This window comes from Pseudomonas sp. LAIL14HWK12:I1 (assembly GCF_003202095.1).
Classification (GTDB): Bacteria; Pseudomonadota; Gammaproteobacteria; order Pseudomonadales; family Pseudomonadaceae; genus Aquipseudomonas; species Aquipseudomonas monteilii.
Map to the genome: position 1 here is coordinate 962,786 of NZ_QJKG01000001.1, position 14,430 is coordinate 977,215.

Sequence of the window (14,430 nt, forward strand, 5' to 3'; positions counted from 1 at the left end):
CCGCCCCGACCGGTTCACTCTATGCCCCACGCAAGCCGCCCAAGTCCTACAAGAGCGCGGCCCAAAAAGCCGCATCTCGTGACATCAGACCTGCCTATCCAATAACCAACAAAAAGGCGAACCCATGTCAGGCAAATTCAAGAAACAGTTATCACTGCTGGACCTCACCTTCATCGGCCTGGGGGCCATTTTCGGCTCTGGCTGGCTGTTCGCCGCCAGCCACGTCTCGGCCATCGCCGGCCCGGCGGGCATCCTGTCCTGGTTCCTCGGCGGTTTCGCCGTACTGCTGCTGGGCATCGTCTACTGCGAACTGGGCGCCGCCCTGCCCCGCGCCGGTGGCGTGGTGCGCTACCCGGTTTACTCGCACGGCCCGCTGCTGGGCTACCTGATGGGTTTCATCACCCTGATCGCCTTTTCCAGCCTGATCGCCATCGAAGTGGTCGCCTCGCGCCAGTACGCCGCCGCCTGGTTTCCCGGGCTGACCAAAACCGGTTCAAGCGACCCGACCGTGCTTGGCTGGCTCGTGCAGTTCGCGCTGTTGGGGCTGTTCTTCTTCCTCAATTACCGCAGCGTGAAAACCTTCGCCAAGGCCAACAACCTGGTCAGCGTATTCAAGTTCATCGTGCCGCTGCTGGTGATTGGCGTGCTGTTCACCTTCTTCAAACCGGAAAACTTCGAAGTCCACGGTTTTGCTCCGTTCGGCCTGTCCGGCGTAGAAATGGCCGTGTCGGCCGGTGGCATCATCTTCGCCTACCTGGGCCTGACGCCGATCATTTCGGTGGCCAGCGAAGTGAAGAACCCGCAGCGCACCATCCCGATTGCGCTGATGCTTTCGGTGCTGCTGTCCACCGCTATCTACGCCCTGCTGCAACTGGCCTTCCTCGGCAGCGTACCGACCGAAATGCTCACCAACGGCTGGGCTGCGGTCACCAAGGAACTGGCCCTGCCCTACCGTGACATCGCCCTTGCCCTGGGTGTGGGCTGGCTGGCCTACCTGGTGGTGGCCGACGCGGTGATCTCGCCCAGCGGCTGCGGCAACATCTACATGAACGCCACCCCGCGCGTGATCTATGGCTGGGCGCAGACCGGCACCTTCTTCAAGTACTTCACCCGCATCGATGCAGAGTCCGGCATCCCGCGCCCAGCGCTGTGGCTGACGTTTGGCCTGTCGGTGTTCTGGACCCTGCCATTCCCATCGTGGGAAGCACTGATCAACGTGGTATCCGCCGCCCTGGTACTGAGCTACGCCGTGGCCCCGGTCACCGTCGCCGCCCTGCGCCGCAATGCGCCAGACATGCCGCGCCCGTTCCGGGTCAAGGGTATGGGCGTGCTCGGCCCGCTGTCGTTCATCATCGCCGCGCTGATCGTGTACTGGTCCGGCTGGAATACCGTGTCGTGGCTACTGGCCCTGCAAATCGTGATGTTCGTGCTGTACCTGCTGTGCGGTCGCTTCGTGCCCACCCAGCACCTGTCGCTGGCCCAGCAAGTGCGCTCGTCGGCATGGCTGATCGGCTTCTACGCAGTAACCATCCTGCTGTCGTGGCTGGGCAGCTTCGGCGGCCTGGGGGTCATTGGCCACCCGCTCGACACCGTAGCCGTGGCGGCTTGTGCTCTGGGCATCTACTACTGGGGAGCGGCCACTGGCGTGCCTGCACACCTTGTACGCCTGGAAGGCGAGGACGAAAGCGAAACCACCGCTGACACCTATGCCGGCCGCCCTGCCGCCGTCGCCTCCTGATCTTTTACGCAAGGGACAAGCCCATGAAACAGATTCACGTCATCGACTCCCACACTGGCGGCGAACCGACCCGCCTGGTGATGAAGGGCTTCCCGCAACTGCATGGCCGCAGCATGGCCGAACAGCGCGACGAACTGCGCGAGCTGCACGACCACTGGCGCCGTGCCTGCCTGCTGGAGCCTCGCGGCAACGATGTGCTGGTGGGCGCGCTGTACTGCCCACCGGTGTCGGCCGACGCCACCTGCGGGGTGATTTTCTTCAACAACGCCGGCTACCTGAACATGTGCGGCCACGGCACCATCGGCCTGGTCGCCTCGTTGCAGCACCTGGGCCTGATCGCGCCCGGCGTGCACAAGATAGACACCCCGGTCGGCCAAGTCAGCGCCACCCTGCATGAAGATGGCGCCATCACCGTCGCCAATGTGCCCTCTTACCGCTATCGCCAGCAGGTGGCGGTGGATGTGCCCGGGCACGGCGTGGTGCACGGCGACATTGCCTGGGGCGGCAACTGGTTCTTCCTGGTTTCCGAACACGGCCAGCGCATAGAGCTGGGCAACCGCGAAGCGCTCACCGAGTACACCTGGGCCATGCTCAAGGCCCTCGAAGCCCAGGGCATCACGGGTGAAAACGGCGCCCCCATCGACCACGTCGAGTTGTTCGCCAACGACGCCAACGCCGACAGCCGCAACTTCGTGATGTGCCCCGGCAAGGCCTACGACCGCTCGCCCTGCGGCACCGGCACCAGCGCCAAGCTGGCCTGCCTGGCCGCCGACGGCAAGCTTGCCGAAGGCCAGACCTGGGTGCAGGCCAGCATCACCGGCAGCCAGTTCCACGGCCGCTACGAGCGCGACGGCGAACACATTCGCCCGTTCATCACCGGCCGCGCCTACATGACCGCCGACAGCACCCTGCTGATCGACGAACAAGACCCGTTCGCCTGGGGTATCTGACCCCGGCTTTTTCCGACTGAACATTGCGAGGAGTGACAACAATGACTGACAACATCTTCACCGGCACCATGCCCGCCTTGATGACCCCATGCACCGCCGACCGCAAGCCGGACTTCGACGCCCTGGTGCGCAAGGGCCGCGAACTGATCGAGGCCGGCATGAGCGCCGTGGTGTACTGCGGCTCGATGGGTGACTGGCCGCTGCTGACCGAAGCCGAGCGCCAGGAAGGTGTGGCGCGCCTGGTGGCCGCAGGCATTCCCACCATCGTCGGCACGGGTGCGGTGAACACCCGCGAAGCGGTTTCCCACGCGGCCCATGCTGCCAAGGTCGGTGCCGCCGGCCTTATGGTCATCCCCCGCGTGCTTAGCCGTGGTGCTTCGTTGATCGCCCAGAAGCACCACTTCTCGGCCATCCTCGCCGCCGCGCCCAAGCTGCCAGCAGTGATCTACAACAGCCCCTACTACGGCTTCGCCACCCGCGCCGACCTGTTCTTCGAACTGCGCCGCGAATTCTCCAACCTGATCGGCTTCAAGGAGTTCGGCGGTGGCGCCGACCTGCGCTACGCCGCCGAGCACATCACCTCCAAGGATGACGATGTGACCCTGATGGTCGGCGTGGATACCCAGGTGGTGCATGGTTTCGTCAACTGCAACGCCACCGGTGCCATCACCGGCATCGGCAACGCCCTGCCGCGTGAAGTGCTGCACTTGGTGAGCCTGAGCAAGCAGGCGGCCAAGGGCGATGCGAAGGCCCGTCGCCTGGCACGTGAGCTGGAAGCGGCACTGGCGGTGCTGTCGTCGTTCGATGAGGGTTGCGACCTGGTGCTGTACTACAAGCATCTGATGGTGCTGAACGGTGACCGCGAGTACAGCCTGCACTTCAACGAGACCGACGTGCTGACCGATGCCCAGCGCAACTATGCCGAGCAGCAGTACGCGCTGTTCCGCAGCTGGTATGCCAGCTGGTCGGCTGAGCAAAACGTCGCCTGACTTTGGACCTGCGCGGACTCTTGTAAGAGCGGCCTTGTGTCGCGAACGGGCTGCCAAGCGGCCCCGGGATTTTCGCGCAGAGGCACAAATTGCTGGGGCTGCTTCGCAGCCCTTTCGCGACACAAGGCCGCTCCTACAGGGGCTGCGGTTTCCCTTGATACCCGTATTTGATTCCAAGGAGGCTACATGCCCCTCACAGGCAACCTGCTGATCGGCCAGACGCCGGTAACTGGCAGCCGCGAAGCCATCCACGCCATCAACCCGGCTACCGGCCAAACGCTGGAACCGGCCTACCTCGGCGGCACCGGCGAACACGTCGCCCAGGCCTGCGCCCTGGCCTGGGCGGCGTTCGATGCCTACCGCGAAACCTCGCTCGAACAACGGGCACAATTTCTCGAAACCATCGCCGCGCAGATCGAAGCCCTCGGCGATGCCCTGATCGACCGCGCCGTGGCCGAAACCGGCCTGCCCAAAGCGCGCATCCAGGGTGAACGGGGCCGCACCTGCACCCAGCTGCGCACTTTTGCCCGGGTGGTGCGGGCTGGTGAATGGCTGGATGTACGGGTCGACAATGCCCAGCCCGAACGCCAGCCCCTGCCCCGCGCCGACCTGCGTCAGCGCCAGGTCGCCCTGGGGCCGGTGGCCGTGTTCGGCGCCAGCAATTTTCCGCTGGCATTTTCGGTAGCCGGTGGCGACACCGCGTCGGCATTGGCCGCTGGCTGCCCGGTGGTGGTCAAGGCCCACAGCGCCCACCCTGGCACCAGCGAACTGGTCGGCCAGGCCGTGACGCAAGCGGTGAAGCTGTGCGGTTTGCCGGCCGGCGTGTTCTCGCTGCTGTACGGCTCTGGCCGAGAAGTGGGCATCGCCCTGGTCAGCGACCCGCGTATCAAGGCAGTAGGTTTTACCGGCTCGCGCAGCGGTGGTGTCGCACTGTGCCAAGCCGCTCAGGCACGCCCGGAGCCGATCCCGGTGTACGCCGAAATGAGCTCAATCAACCCGGTATTCCTCTTCGAGGCCGCTTTGCAGGCCCGCGCCGAAGCGCTGGCGCAAGGCTTCGTCGCCTCGTTGTCCCAAGGTGCTGGCCAGTTCTGCACCAACCCCGGCCTGGTGATCGCCCGACAAGGGCCCGCGTTGCAGCGCTTCATCGCTGCCGCCAGCGAACACGTACAACAGGCCGCCGCGCAGACCATGCTCACCCCGGGCATCTTCAGTGCTTACCAGGCCGGTGTCGGTGCCCTGGCGGAAAACGCCAATGCCAAGACGGCAGCCAGTGGTCAGGCAGGGCAAGGCCCCAACCAATGCCAGGCACAGTTGTTCGTGACCCAGGCCGAAGCCTTCCTGGCAGACCCGGCGTTGCAGGCCGAAGTGTTCGGTGCTGCGTCGTTGGTCGTGGCCTGCGCGAGCGATGAACAGGTACGCCAGGTGGCCGAGCATCTGGAGGGCCAACTGACCGCTACGTTGCAGCTGGACGATGCCGACATCACCAGCGCTCGCGCCCTGCTGCCGACCCTTGAACGCAAGGCCGGGCGCATTCTGGTCAATGGCTGGCCGACCGGCGTTGAGGTGTGCGATGCGATGGTCCACGGCGGACCGTTCCCGGCCACCTCCGATGCCCGCACCACCTCAGTGGGCACGGCGGCGATCCTGCGCTTCCTGCGTCCGGTGTGCTACCAGGACTTCCCCGATGCCTTGCTGCCGTCGGCGTTGCAGCACGGCAACCCGCTGCAGCTGCGGCGCCTGCTTGACGGTAAACGGGAAGGCTGAGCATGCTCGAAACCGCTGAAACCGATATCGCGGTGGTTGGCGCCGGCATTGTCGGCGTCGCTTGCGCCCTGCAACTGGCCCGTCAGGGCCGCCGAGTGCTGCTGGTCGACCGTCAGGCGCCCGGCCAGGGCGCGTCCTATGGCAATGCCGGGCACCTGGCGACCGAGCAGGTGTTCCCGATCGCCGACCTGTCGATCCTCAAGCGCTTGCCGCGCATGCTGCTGGACCCGATGGGCCCGTTGCGCCTGGACTGGAAGTACCTGCCCAAGGCCATGCCGTGGTTCACTCGCTTGCTGCTCAACCTGCGCCCGGCGCCGTTCCAGCGCAGCGTGGCCGGCATCCGCACACTGAACGAAGGCAGCCTGGGTGCCTGGCAGCGATTATTGGGCTCGATCGGGCGCAGCGAGCTGTTCCAGGAAGATGGCTCACTGCTGGTGTTCGAGAAGCCTGAATCACGCCAGGCGCTGGAGGCCTTGCGCGCACGCATGCAACAGCAGGCGGTGCCGGTGGACTTCTGGTCGGCCGAAGCCATACGCGAAGCGGCACCGCAGTTGAACCCATCATTGCTGGGCGGGCTGTTCTTTCCCAAGACCGGTCATTTCATCGATCCGTACAGGGTGGTGTGCGAGCTGTTCGAAGCGGCCAAAGCCAGTGGCGTACGGTTTGCCCGGGCGCAGGTCGAGGGTGGCCGGTTGCACAGCGGCGGGGTCACCCTGGTCAGCGACCATGGCACGTTCAATACCCGTCAGGTGCTGATCAGCTGTGGTGCGCACTCTGCGAAACTGACCGCCGTACTGACGGGCAAGCGGGTGCCGCTGGACACGGAGCGCGGTTACCACCTGATGCTGCCGGGCGAGCGTCAGCGCCTGCCGTTTGCGGTCACGTCGCTGGAACGCAAGTTCATCATGACGCCCATGGCCGACGGCTTGCGCCTGGCCGGCACGGTGGAGTTCGCCGGGCTGGAGGCACCGCCGAGCATGCAGCGCGCCTGGCAGTTGCACCATTTGAGCAAGGGGCTGTTTCGGCAAGACTTGTGTGCCGAAGGGGCTACGCCGTGGATGGGCTTCAGGCCTTCGTTGCCAGACTCGTTGCCGGTGATCGACAGGGTGTGTGATGGGCGGGTGCTGCTGGCGTTTGGGCATCAGCATTTGGGGCTGACCCAGGCAGCGGTGACGGCGGAGTGGGTGGGGCGGTTGGCTGAGCAGGCCAGTGGGCCTGAGATGGGGGCCTACCGGTTGGATCGGTTTTAGATTCGGGGGCTGCTGCGCAGCCCCCGGCATCACTCAGCGATAGCGCTCAAGCCAGTGCGCATAAGGCGCCGGCAAGGTCCAGGAGGCTTTTTCCACGCCCAGCTCCTTGGCCGCAAAGTACGCCCAGTGCGGATCAGCCAAATGCGCGCGCCCTACCGACACCAGGTCCAACTGGTTGGCCTGCAACGCGGCTTCAGCCAGTTGCGGCGTACCAAAGCCCCACGCCGAGGTCACCGGCAGCTTCGCCTCACGGCGCACGCGTTCGGCGATCGGCCCCATGAACGCCGGGCCCCACGGGATGTTGGTCTCGGGAATGGTGAAACCGACACTCACGCTCAGCAGGTCCAGGCCACCCGCCTTGAAGCGGCGCGCCAGCTCGATCGACTCTTCCAGGGTCTGCTCGTCGCGGCCGTCGTATTCCAGCACACCAAAGCGTGCGGTCAGCGGCAGGTTTTCTGGCCACACCTCACGTACCGCTGCCAGGGTTTCCAGCAGGAAACGACTGCGGTTGTCGAAGCTGCCACCGTAGGCGTCGGTACGCTTGTTGGAGTGCTCGGAGAAAAAGCTCTGGCCCAGGTAGCCATGGGCGAAGTGCAGTTCGATCCACTCGAAGCCGGCATCACGCGCACGGCGGGCGGCATCGACGAAGTCCTGCTTGACCCGGGCGATGTCGTCCAGGGTCATTGCGCGCGGCACGTTTGGCAGGTGCGCGCCAAAGGCAATGGCGGACGGGGCGATGGTCTCCCAGCCACGCGCGTCATCAGCACCAATGTGGTCGTCACCCTCCCACGGGCGGTTGGCGCTGGCCTTGCGGCCGGCGTGCGCAATCTGGATGCCCGGCACCGAACCGGCCGCCTTGATGGCCTGCACCACCGGCACGAAAGCCTGGGCGTGGGCATCGCTCCAGATTCCGGCGCAACCAGGGGTGATGCGCCCTTCCGGTGCCACCGCCGTGGCTTCGACCACCAGCAGGCCGGCACCGCCACGGGCCATGCTGGCGTAATGCACCTGGTGCCAGTCGTTGATCAGGCCATCCTCGGCCATGTACTGGCACATGGGCGGAATGGCGATGCGGTTGCGCAGGGTGACGTCTTTGAGGGTGTAGGGTTCGAACAGTGCGGACATGGGAAACTCCGGGCTCATCTGAATACTGTTGTTCGATCATAATCGAACTATGGCAATTAATGAAACCCCCGTTATCATGTGAGCCATGCGAGCCTACAAACACCCCACCGCTGAAGACCTGATCCTCGAACGCCTGCTCTATGCGCTGAGCGACCCCGTGCGCCTGGAAATCGTCCGACACCTGGCCGGTGTCACCGAAGCCAGCTGCGGCGAGCTGGATGGCGGCCGGCCGAAGTCGAGCATGTCCCATCACTTTCGCGTCCTGCGTGATGCGGGGCTGGTGCATACCCGCAATGTGGGGACGACCCACATGAACTCGCTGCGCAGCGAAATGCTGGGTGAGCGGTTTCCCGGGTTGCTGGAGTGCATTCTTCGGCAGAGCTGATTTTCCTGTACCCGCGAAAGGGCCCGAACAGGCAAAAAAAAACCACGAGGTTTCCCCCGTGGCTTCTTTCACAACAATGGCCGATTACAGCGCCATGTCGTTCGCAGGCTTGCTCTCAACCGGCTCGCTCGGCGCGCCGTTGAAGTCAACGCTGGCATCGATCACCGGCGGTTTCTCCAGCTGCAGCACTTCAGCGGTGTAGTTCCACTCTTTCTGGGTGGCCGCTGCCGAATCGTTCAGCTTGGTGCCGTAGCTTGGCACGATTTCCTTGATCTTGGCCTGCCACTCAGGAGTAGCGACCTTCTCCTTGAACACGGTTTCCAGCACGTTCAGCATGATCGGCGCAGCCGTCGAGGCGCCTGGCGATGCACCCAGCAGGCCAGCAATGGTGCGGTCTTGCGACGCCACCACTTCAGTGCCCAGCTTCAGCACGCCGCCTTTCTCGGCATCACGCTTGATGATTTGCACACGCTGGCCGGCCTGCCACAGGCGCCAGTCTTCCTTCTTGGCGTTCGGGAAGTAGGTGCGCAGGGCTTCGAAGCGGTCATCATCCGACAGCATCAGCTGGCCAGCGAGGTACTCGACCAGCGGGTACTGCTCGATACCCACCTTGGTCATTGGCCACACGTTGTGGGTGGTGGTGCTGCTCAGCAGGTCCAGGTACGAGCCGTTCTTCAGGAACTTGGTCGAGAAGGTGGCGAACGGGCCAAACAGGATCACGCGCTTGCCGTCCAGCACGCGGGTGTCCAGGTGCGGTACCGACATGGGTGGTGCGCCAGTCGAGGCGATGCCGTAGGCCTTGGCCATGTGCTGCATGGCAACGGTCGGGTTCTCGGTCACCAGGAACGAGCCGCCCACCGGGAAGCCTGCGTATTCCTTGGCTTCAGGAATGCCCGACTTCTGCAGCAGCTTCAGTGCGCCGCCACCAGCACCGATGAACAGGAACTTGGCGTCGGTGGCCGATTCGGTACCGTCCTTCAGGTTCTTGTACTCGACGTGCCAGGAGCCGTCCTTGTTGCGGGTGATGTCCTGCACTTCGGTGGACAGCTTCAGGTCGAAGCCTTTCTGGGTTTGCAGGTGGCCAACGAACTGGCGGGTGATCTCGCCGAAGTTCACGTCGGTGCCGATCGGCGTCCAGGTCACGGCCAGCTTCTGGTTCGGGTCGCGGCCTTCCATCATCAGCGGGACCCACTTGGCGATCTGCGCGTGGTCCTCGGAGTACTGCATCGAGCGGAACAGCGGGCTGGCCTGCAGCGCGTCGTAGCGCTTCTTCAGGAACTTGATGTTGTCATCGCCCCACACGAAGCTCATGTGCGGGGTGGTGTTGATGAACGAGTGCGGATTCTTCAACACGCCCTGGCGTACCTGCCACGACCAGAACTGACGGGAAATCTGGAAGGCTTCGTTGATTTCGATGGCCTTGGCGATGTTGACGTTGCCGTCTTTGTCTTCCGGGGTGTAGTTCAGCTCGGCCAGCGCGGAATGGCCGGTACCGGCGTTGTTCCAGCCGTTGGAGCTTTCTTCGGCCACGCCGTCCAGGCGCTCGACCATTTCCATCGACCAGCTTGGCTCCAGCTCATGCAGCCACACGGCCAGGGTGGAGCTCATGATGCCGCCGCCGACCAGCAGCACGTCTACTTTCTTGGTTTCTGCGGCGTGCGCTTGCATGAAGCTTGCAGCGACAGCCAGACCCAGCAAGGTCTTGCCAGCTTTCTTGAACATTGATCAATTCCAGTCAGGAGAACAGAGGGCGGGCCTGTGGCTGGCCCAGGTAAAGCGTGTTCTTCAGCGCAGGCTTGTTGTTGATCATTGTTCAGCAGCCAGAGAACCAGAAAACGACTCGGCCTTTTGTCGAATTGACCGACAACGCTGAATCGTTTTTCTGATTGTATATGAAATGCCAGCACAAACAAATTGCCCGCCCCGGCGTCAAGACGACGGGTTGCCCCAGTGGCAGATTGTCACGCCAAAAACAAAAACCCCCGGCCATCTACATGACCGGGGGCCTTGGATCACGCCGCAAGCGTCGCGATCAGGGTACCGCCAAGATTACTGCTGCTGAGGCAGTTTATCGATCGGGCCGCAGCCACCGATGATCTTGGAGATGGAAACCGAAGGGTGGAACAGGTAGTCGTAGGTGCAGTTTTTCGGCTGGTTGTAAACCTGGCCAGTGCAACCCGACAGCAGGGCAACACCCGAAACTACAGCAACGGCTACGGTGGCCTTGAACAGCTTTTTCATTACAAAGTCCTTTAAATGAATCATCTTCGACCATCGTCTGATGGCGGCGGGATAATACAGAAAACAGGCATTGGATCCAAGTCGTGCTTGGCAATGATGGATTGCGAATGTGCAACAACAGGTTGTAAAGCACGCTGTTGGCGACGATAGTCATGACTCTGCCTTTGCATTGCTCTACAGGAGTTCACCATGCTCGGCGTCACCGACTACGGCGCATTCGTCATCGCCTTCATCATTCTTCTGGCCATCCCGGGCCCGGGCAATTTTGCCCTGATCACTGCCACCGGCAAGGGCGGCATCAAGGCAGGCCTGGCCGCGACCTGTGGGGTGATCGTCGGTGACCAAGTCCTGTTGTGGCTAGCGGTAGCTGGCGTCGCCACCTTGCTGGCCACCTACCCTGCGGCCTTCCACATCGTGCAATGGGCCGGCGCCGCGTACCTCGCCTACCTGGGCCTGCGCATGCTGTTGAGCAAACCGGGTGACGCGCCGCGCACCAGCCGCATGGACAACGGCCAATACCTGCGCCAGACCATGCTGATCACCCTGCTCAACCCCAAGGCGATCATGTTCTACATGGCGTTCTTCCCATTATTCATCGACCCGGTGAAGCATCAGGGGTTGGTGACGTTCGGCTTCATGGCGGCAACGGTGGCGGTGATCACGTTCCTGTACGGGTTGATCGCCGTGGTGCTGACCCACCGGCTGGCCGAACGCATGCGCGCCAACCCGCGCATTACCAATATGTTCGAGCGGCTGGCCGGGGCTTGCCTGGTAGGGTTCGGCATCAAGCTGGCGGCGATGCGCTGAAACCTCTGATTCGCAGAATTGAAAAAGCCCCCGGCAACTCATCGTTGCCGGGGGCTTTGTTTATCAGCGATCAACCGGTCAATTGGTTTCCAGCTCATACGCCTTGCTCACGAACAACGCCGCAAACAGGCTCTTGCCTTCCTTGAAGGTGTAGTGCTCTTCAAACTTGCCATCCTCGACCAGCTTCTGCCCGATGGCACATTCCGAGTCACTGTGGTTCTTGCCCTTGGCACCGAAATCACTGCTCCACGTCGACAACCCGACCTGTTCACAGAAGGCGGCAAACTTCGCCTTCGGAACATTCTGCTGGTAGTCGCTGTAAGCCTCTTTCAGCGGTTTGAAGCCGCTGTAGCTCACGCTGTAGTTCTCCACCTTGGCCTTGCGTGCAAAACCACTCACCGCCTCGGCCAGTACAGCCTGACCGGTGTACGTGCTGTAGGCCCCGATCAGCATGGCGCTCAACGCACTCTTGAGTTGGGTTTCGACATCGTCGAGCTCCGGCAGCGACTGGAACTCGGCCTTGCGCACGATCTCACCCACCTTGGAGCCATCGTTACGGTGGGTCACGACGAACGCCATCGAGCCCTCGCCGTCACTGGAGCGCTTGAGGGTGAAGTCCACGTCTACCGTGGTGCCGAATTCCCCCGTGCTACTGACCAAAAACGCGCCGGTCATTGGCTGACGCACAACCACGTTACTACCCCAGTCGAAGTTCGACTGGGTGGCCCGGCCATTGGCGGCCAGTTCGGCACGCGGCTGGATCTCGTCGCTGACATCAGACACCAGCACCACTTCAGCGCCCTTGCTGGCAACGAAAGGGTTGCCCATCTGCATCCCAAGCAGCTGGATGTGGATCGTGCCGTCCTTGCTGTCACCATCGTGCGCCAGCTTCAGCGCATCGGCCTTCAGGTAGACGCCTGCAACATTGCCGCTGGCGTTGAGTTGGTACTTGGCCCAACCGGCCAGGCCTTCCTCCGCCGAGCTACCGCGAACCGACTCCATCAGGCCCGACAGGCCACGCATGAATTGCTGGGCACCGTTGGTCTGCGCGGCCGCCACGCGGATCTCGGGGTCGGCGACAGTCAGGTTGCCAGAGAACGCCGAGTAGGAAATATCACCTTCAGACAGCACGTCCTCAAGGAAGTAGCGCTCCTTGAAGTCGTCGTAGTAGGCCATCGCAGCCTTCTTGCCCGAGCTGGACAGCATCGCGTAACCACCGCCGAGCACCAGCACCGCTGCGGCCACACCGCCAATCAGCAGCTGCTTCTTGTTCATCTGTTTGATCATGGTGTTTGCCTCACTGGACCATGGCGGAAGCGTTGTTCCAGTCGTTCACGTACTTTTGGGAGACCTCGGGGGTCCAGCTGAAATCGATACCGGCGTTAGGGAATTCCTTGGCCAGCACGGCGCCGAACGACACGAGGTCCGCACACTTGTCCTGTTTGCATGCCTGGGGCTCGCCCGCGTTATAGGCACGGTATGTGGGCACCGCGCGGCCATCGTCCAGCGGGTAGTACGGCGTGGCGTTGGCCACTTGCGCCACGTACCAGCCTTCGCTGTACTCCTCGTCCGCCACCAGGCGGCCCTTGCTCGGGAAGTCGATGGCGTAGAAGTCGCCCTGCTTGCCGGTGACGTGGACCATCATCGGCGCCACGCGGGCCGAGGTTGCCGGGTTTTGCTGTTCCAGCGGCGAAGCGAAGCGCACCTTGATGCCGGCCATTTGTGCCAGGGCTTCGGTTTCGCGCCCTTTGAACTCGCTCATGCCGTCTTGCAACTGCTGGTAACGCTCCAGTACGCGGGTGTGGACGCTGGCCAGTTCCTGTTGACGCCGGCGCGCCTCACGCACGCGCTGCTCCTCACGCTGAACCGCCCAGTTCGCGCCATCGCGCACATCGAAGAACAGGCCTTGGCGATTGATGCCGATGCGGTTGCGGGTGATCTTCTGCGCGTCGTTGCCCCACATGTTGTTCGTGATCGCCGAAATGTCTTTGACGATGAGCAGGTCGGCCACGTCGGTGGTGGTCGGCGAGGTGGTCTTGATCAGGTCAAAGATTTCCAGCGCAGCTTCCTTGTACTTGGCTGCGTCCAGAGCGAACGACTCGTCCGGGGTTACTGCCACGTAGTAAGGGTCGCTGCCGAACGGACGGAGCACGCCGTAGCTGCCACGGGTGAAGGCCAGGTACACCTTCATCTGCCGGCTGGGGATCTCGCCCACCAGGAATGCGGCCTGGCCAGCGTCTGCCGTGAGGTAGGAAACGGCCTTGTCCTTGACCGCAGGCTCGTAGACCTTGTTGAAAATCAGGCCGCTCGGGTGCACGTATACGCGGCTCCAGTTATCCCCACGGTAGGTGCCCACGGCCTTCCAGCTGATTTTTTCGAAGTTGCCTTCGCCAAAACCGGACGCCGGGCACGGCATGGCCGGGGTGGTGCCGAACGACAGGGTGTCACCGTTGCTGATGATCTCGCGGCTGAGTACCCATTTGCAGCCAGAACCGTCCGTTACCTGCATCAGGTTGCGGTTTTCCAGGACCACGGCGCGACCGAAATCCGAGGTGGGGGCTGCGGCTACTGCGGCGGCAGGGGCTGCGACGGGCGGAGCGGCAGGCGCTGCGGCGGGGGTTTCGGCTGCTGGTGCTGGTGCGGGCTCTGCGGCAACGGCTGGAGCTGGTACTGCAGCAGGGGCTGCTTCTACTTTCGCAGGTGTCGATTCGACTACCGCAGGAGCTGGCTCAGGCGCTGGGGCTGGAGCAACAGCCGCCGGGGCTTCTGCCGGTGCAGGTGCCGGGGCTGGCGCAGACGGAGCGGGTGCCGGAACAGCAGCGACAGCGGCAGGCGCGGCGGCCAGGGTCACCAGGCCCAGGTTGCTGGCATTGCCCGAACCGCTGGCGTAGAGGTTGCCTTTGGCGTCCACGGCTTTCCAGCTCACCTTGGCGGTCGAGCAGTCCTTGGCGAACACGAACGGCAGCTTGGTCAGCAAGCCCGATAGCAGCTCCTGGTTGTCCCAGGCCGGACGGGTGATGGTCAGCTCGACCTCGGGTTTGCACCAGGTGGTGGCGTCCCCAGGTACTTCGACCTTGATGTTTTCTTTCTTCGAGAAGGCCAGCTCATGGGCGAACGCCTGCGGTACCAGACCACAAGCGCCGATCACAGCCAGCGCGAGCGCGTGCTTTTTCATGGAGTT

General features: G+C 63.3%; 12 protein-coding genes. 7 read left to right on the top strand and 5 right to left on the bottom strand.

Annotated elements, in window-relative coordinates:
• The first annotated feature begins 124 nt into the window (after positions 1 to 124).
• From D906_RS04395 to D906_RS04415, 5 genes are all read left to right on the top strand, one after another.
• The gene (locus D906_RS04395; RefSeq protein ID WP_027615338.1) at positions 125 to 1,738 is read left to right on the top strand and encodes an APC family permease; all 1,614 of its coding nucleotides are present in this window, start codon (positions 125 to 127) and stop codon (positions 1,736 to 1,738) included.
• 23 nt (positions 1,739 to 1,761) lie between these two features.
• Positions 1,762 to 2,688, top strand: coding sequence for a 4-hydroxyproline epimerase (locus D906_RS04400; RefSeq protein WP_016711959.1), 927 nt, complete (start codon positions 1,762 to 1,764; stop codon positions 2,686 to 2,688).
• Positions 2,689 to 2,729: 41 nt separating this feature from the next.
• The gene (locus D906_RS04405; RefSeq protein ID WP_016711960.1) at positions 2,730 to 3,677 is read left to right on the top strand and encodes a dihydrodipicolinate synthase family protein; all 948 of its coding nucleotides are present in this window, start codon (positions 2,730 to 2,732) and stop codon (positions 3,675 to 3,677) included.
• Positions 3,678 to 3,863: 186 nt separating this feature from the next.
• Positions 3,864 to 5,441 carry an aldehyde dehydrogenase (NADP(+)) gene (locus D906_RS04410; RefSeq protein ID WP_027615339.1) on the top strand — a complete coding sequence of 526 codons (1,578 nt, stop codon included), beginning with the start codon at positions 3,864 to 3,866 and terminating at the stop codon, positions 5,439 to 5,441.
• Between the two features lie 2 nt (positions 5,442 to 5,443).
• Positions 5,444 to 6,691 (top strand): FAD-binding oxidoreductase, encoded by a 1,248-nt coding sequence (locus D906_RS04415; RefSeq protein ID WP_019098487.1) that lies wholly within the window; start codon positions 5,444 to 5,446, stop codon positions 6,689 to 6,691.
• Positions 6,692 to 6,724: 33 nt separating this feature from the next.
• Here D906_RS04415 and xenA read toward each other — a convergent pair whose 3' ends face one another.
• On the bottom strand, positions 6,725 to 7,816 hold the full coding sequence (gene xenA, locus D906_RS04420; RefSeq protein ID WP_016711963.1) for a xenobiotic reductase XenA: 1,092 nt from the start codon (positions 7,814 to 7,816) through the stop codon (positions 6,725 to 6,727).
• A gap of 85 nt (positions 7,817 to 7,901) precedes the next feature.
• Here xenA and D906_RS04425 point away from each other — a divergent pair, with 85 nt between their 5' ends.
• On the top strand, positions 7,902 to 8,201 hold the full coding sequence (locus D906_RS04425) for a helix-turn-helix transcriptional regulator (protein ID WP_025753907.1): 300 nt from the start codon (positions 7,902 to 7,904) through the stop codon (positions 8,199 to 8,201).
• A gap of 84 nt (positions 8,202 to 8,285) precedes the next feature.
• On the opposite strand, the gene mqo is transcribed toward D906_RS04425, so the two are convergent.
• Positions 8,286 to 9,923 carry a malate dehydrogenase (quinone) gene (gene mqo, locus D906_RS04430; protein ID WP_027615340.1) on the bottom strand — a complete coding sequence of 546 codons (1,638 nt, stop codon included), beginning with the start codon at positions 9,921 to 9,923 and terminating at the stop codon, positions 8,286 to 8,288.
• 327 nt (positions 9,924 to 10,250) lie between these two features.
• Positions 10,251 to 10,442, bottom strand: coding sequence for a YhfL family protein (locus D906_RS04435; protein WP_003254720.1), 192 nt, complete (start codon positions 10,440 to 10,442; stop codon positions 10,251 to 10,253).
• Positions 10,443 to 10,631: 189 nt separating this feature from the next.
• On the opposite strand from D906_RS04435, the gene D906_RS04440 reads away from it, so the two are divergent.
• Positions 10,632 to 11,249 carry a LysE family transporter gene (locus tag D906_RS04440; RefSeq protein ID WP_016711965.1) on the top strand — a complete coding sequence of 206 codons (618 nt, stop codon included), beginning with the start codon at positions 10,632 to 10,634 and terminating at the stop codon, positions 11,247 to 11,249.
• A 78-nt stretch (positions 11,250 to 11,327) separates the two neighbouring features.
• Here D906_RS04440 and D906_RS04445 read toward each other — a convergent pair whose 3' ends face one another.
• A complete protein-coding gene (locus D906_RS04445; protein WP_025753908.1) occupies positions 11,328 to 12,536 on the bottom strand; it encodes a hypothetical protein in 1,209 nt (402 codons plus the stop codon).
• A gap of 10 nt (positions 12,537 to 12,546) precedes the next feature.
• Entirely contained in the window at positions 12,547 to 14,424 is a 1,878-nt protein-coding gene (locus tag D906_RS04450; RefSeq protein ID WP_027615341.1) for a hypothetical protein, read from the bottom strand.
• Positions 14,425 to 14,430 lie beyond the last annotated feature (6 nt).

Excerpts from the sequence above, each read along its gene's own strand:
- D906_RS04395 (WP_027615338.1), top strand. The coding sequence starts at position 125 with ATGTCAGGCAAATTCAAGAAACAGTTATCACTGCTGGACCTCACCTTC.
- D906_RS04400 (WP_016711959.1), top strand. The coding sequence starts at position 1,762 with ATGAAACAGATTCACGTCATCGACTCCCACACTGGCGGCGAACCGACC.
- D906_RS04405 (WP_016711960.1), top strand. The coding sequence starts at position 2,730 with ATGACTGACAACATCTTCACCGGCACCATGCCCGCCTTGATGACCCCA.
- D906_RS04410 (WP_027615339.1), top strand. The coding sequence starts at position 3,864 with ATGCCCCTCACAGGCAACCTGCTGATCGGCCAGACGCCGGTAACTGGC.
- D906_RS04415 (WP_019098487.1), top strand. The coding sequence starts at position 5,444 with ATGCTCGAAACCGCTGAAACCGATATCGCGGTGGTTGGCGCCGGCATT.
- xenA (WP_016711963.1), bottom strand. The coding sequence starts at position 7,816 with ATGTCCGCACTGTTCGAACCCTACACCCTCAAAGACGTCACCCTGCGC.
- D906_RS04425 (WP_025753907.1), top strand. The coding sequence starts at position 7,902 with ATGCGAGCCTACAAACACCCCACCGCTGAAGACCTGATCCTCGAACGC.
- mqo (WP_027615340.1), bottom strand. The coding sequence starts at position 9,923 with ATGTTCAAGAAAGCTGGCAAGACCTTGCTGGGTCTGGCTGTCGCTGCA.
- D906_RS04435 (WP_003254720.1), bottom strand. The coding sequence starts at position 10,442 with ATGAAAAAGCTGTTCAAGGCCACCGTAGCCGTTGCTGTAGTTTCGGGT.
- D906_RS04440 (WP_016711965.1), top strand. The coding sequence starts at position 10,632 with ATGCTCGGCGTCACCGACTACGGCGCATTCGTCATCGCCTTCATCATT.
- D906_RS04445 (WP_025753908.1), bottom strand. The coding sequence starts at position 12,536 with ATGATCAAACAGATGAACAAGAAGCAGCTGCTGATTGGCGGTGTGGCC.
- D906_RS04450 (WP_027615341.1), bottom strand. The coding sequence starts at position 14,424 with ATGAAAAAGCACGCGCTCGCGCTGGCTGTGATCGGCGCTTGTGGTCTG.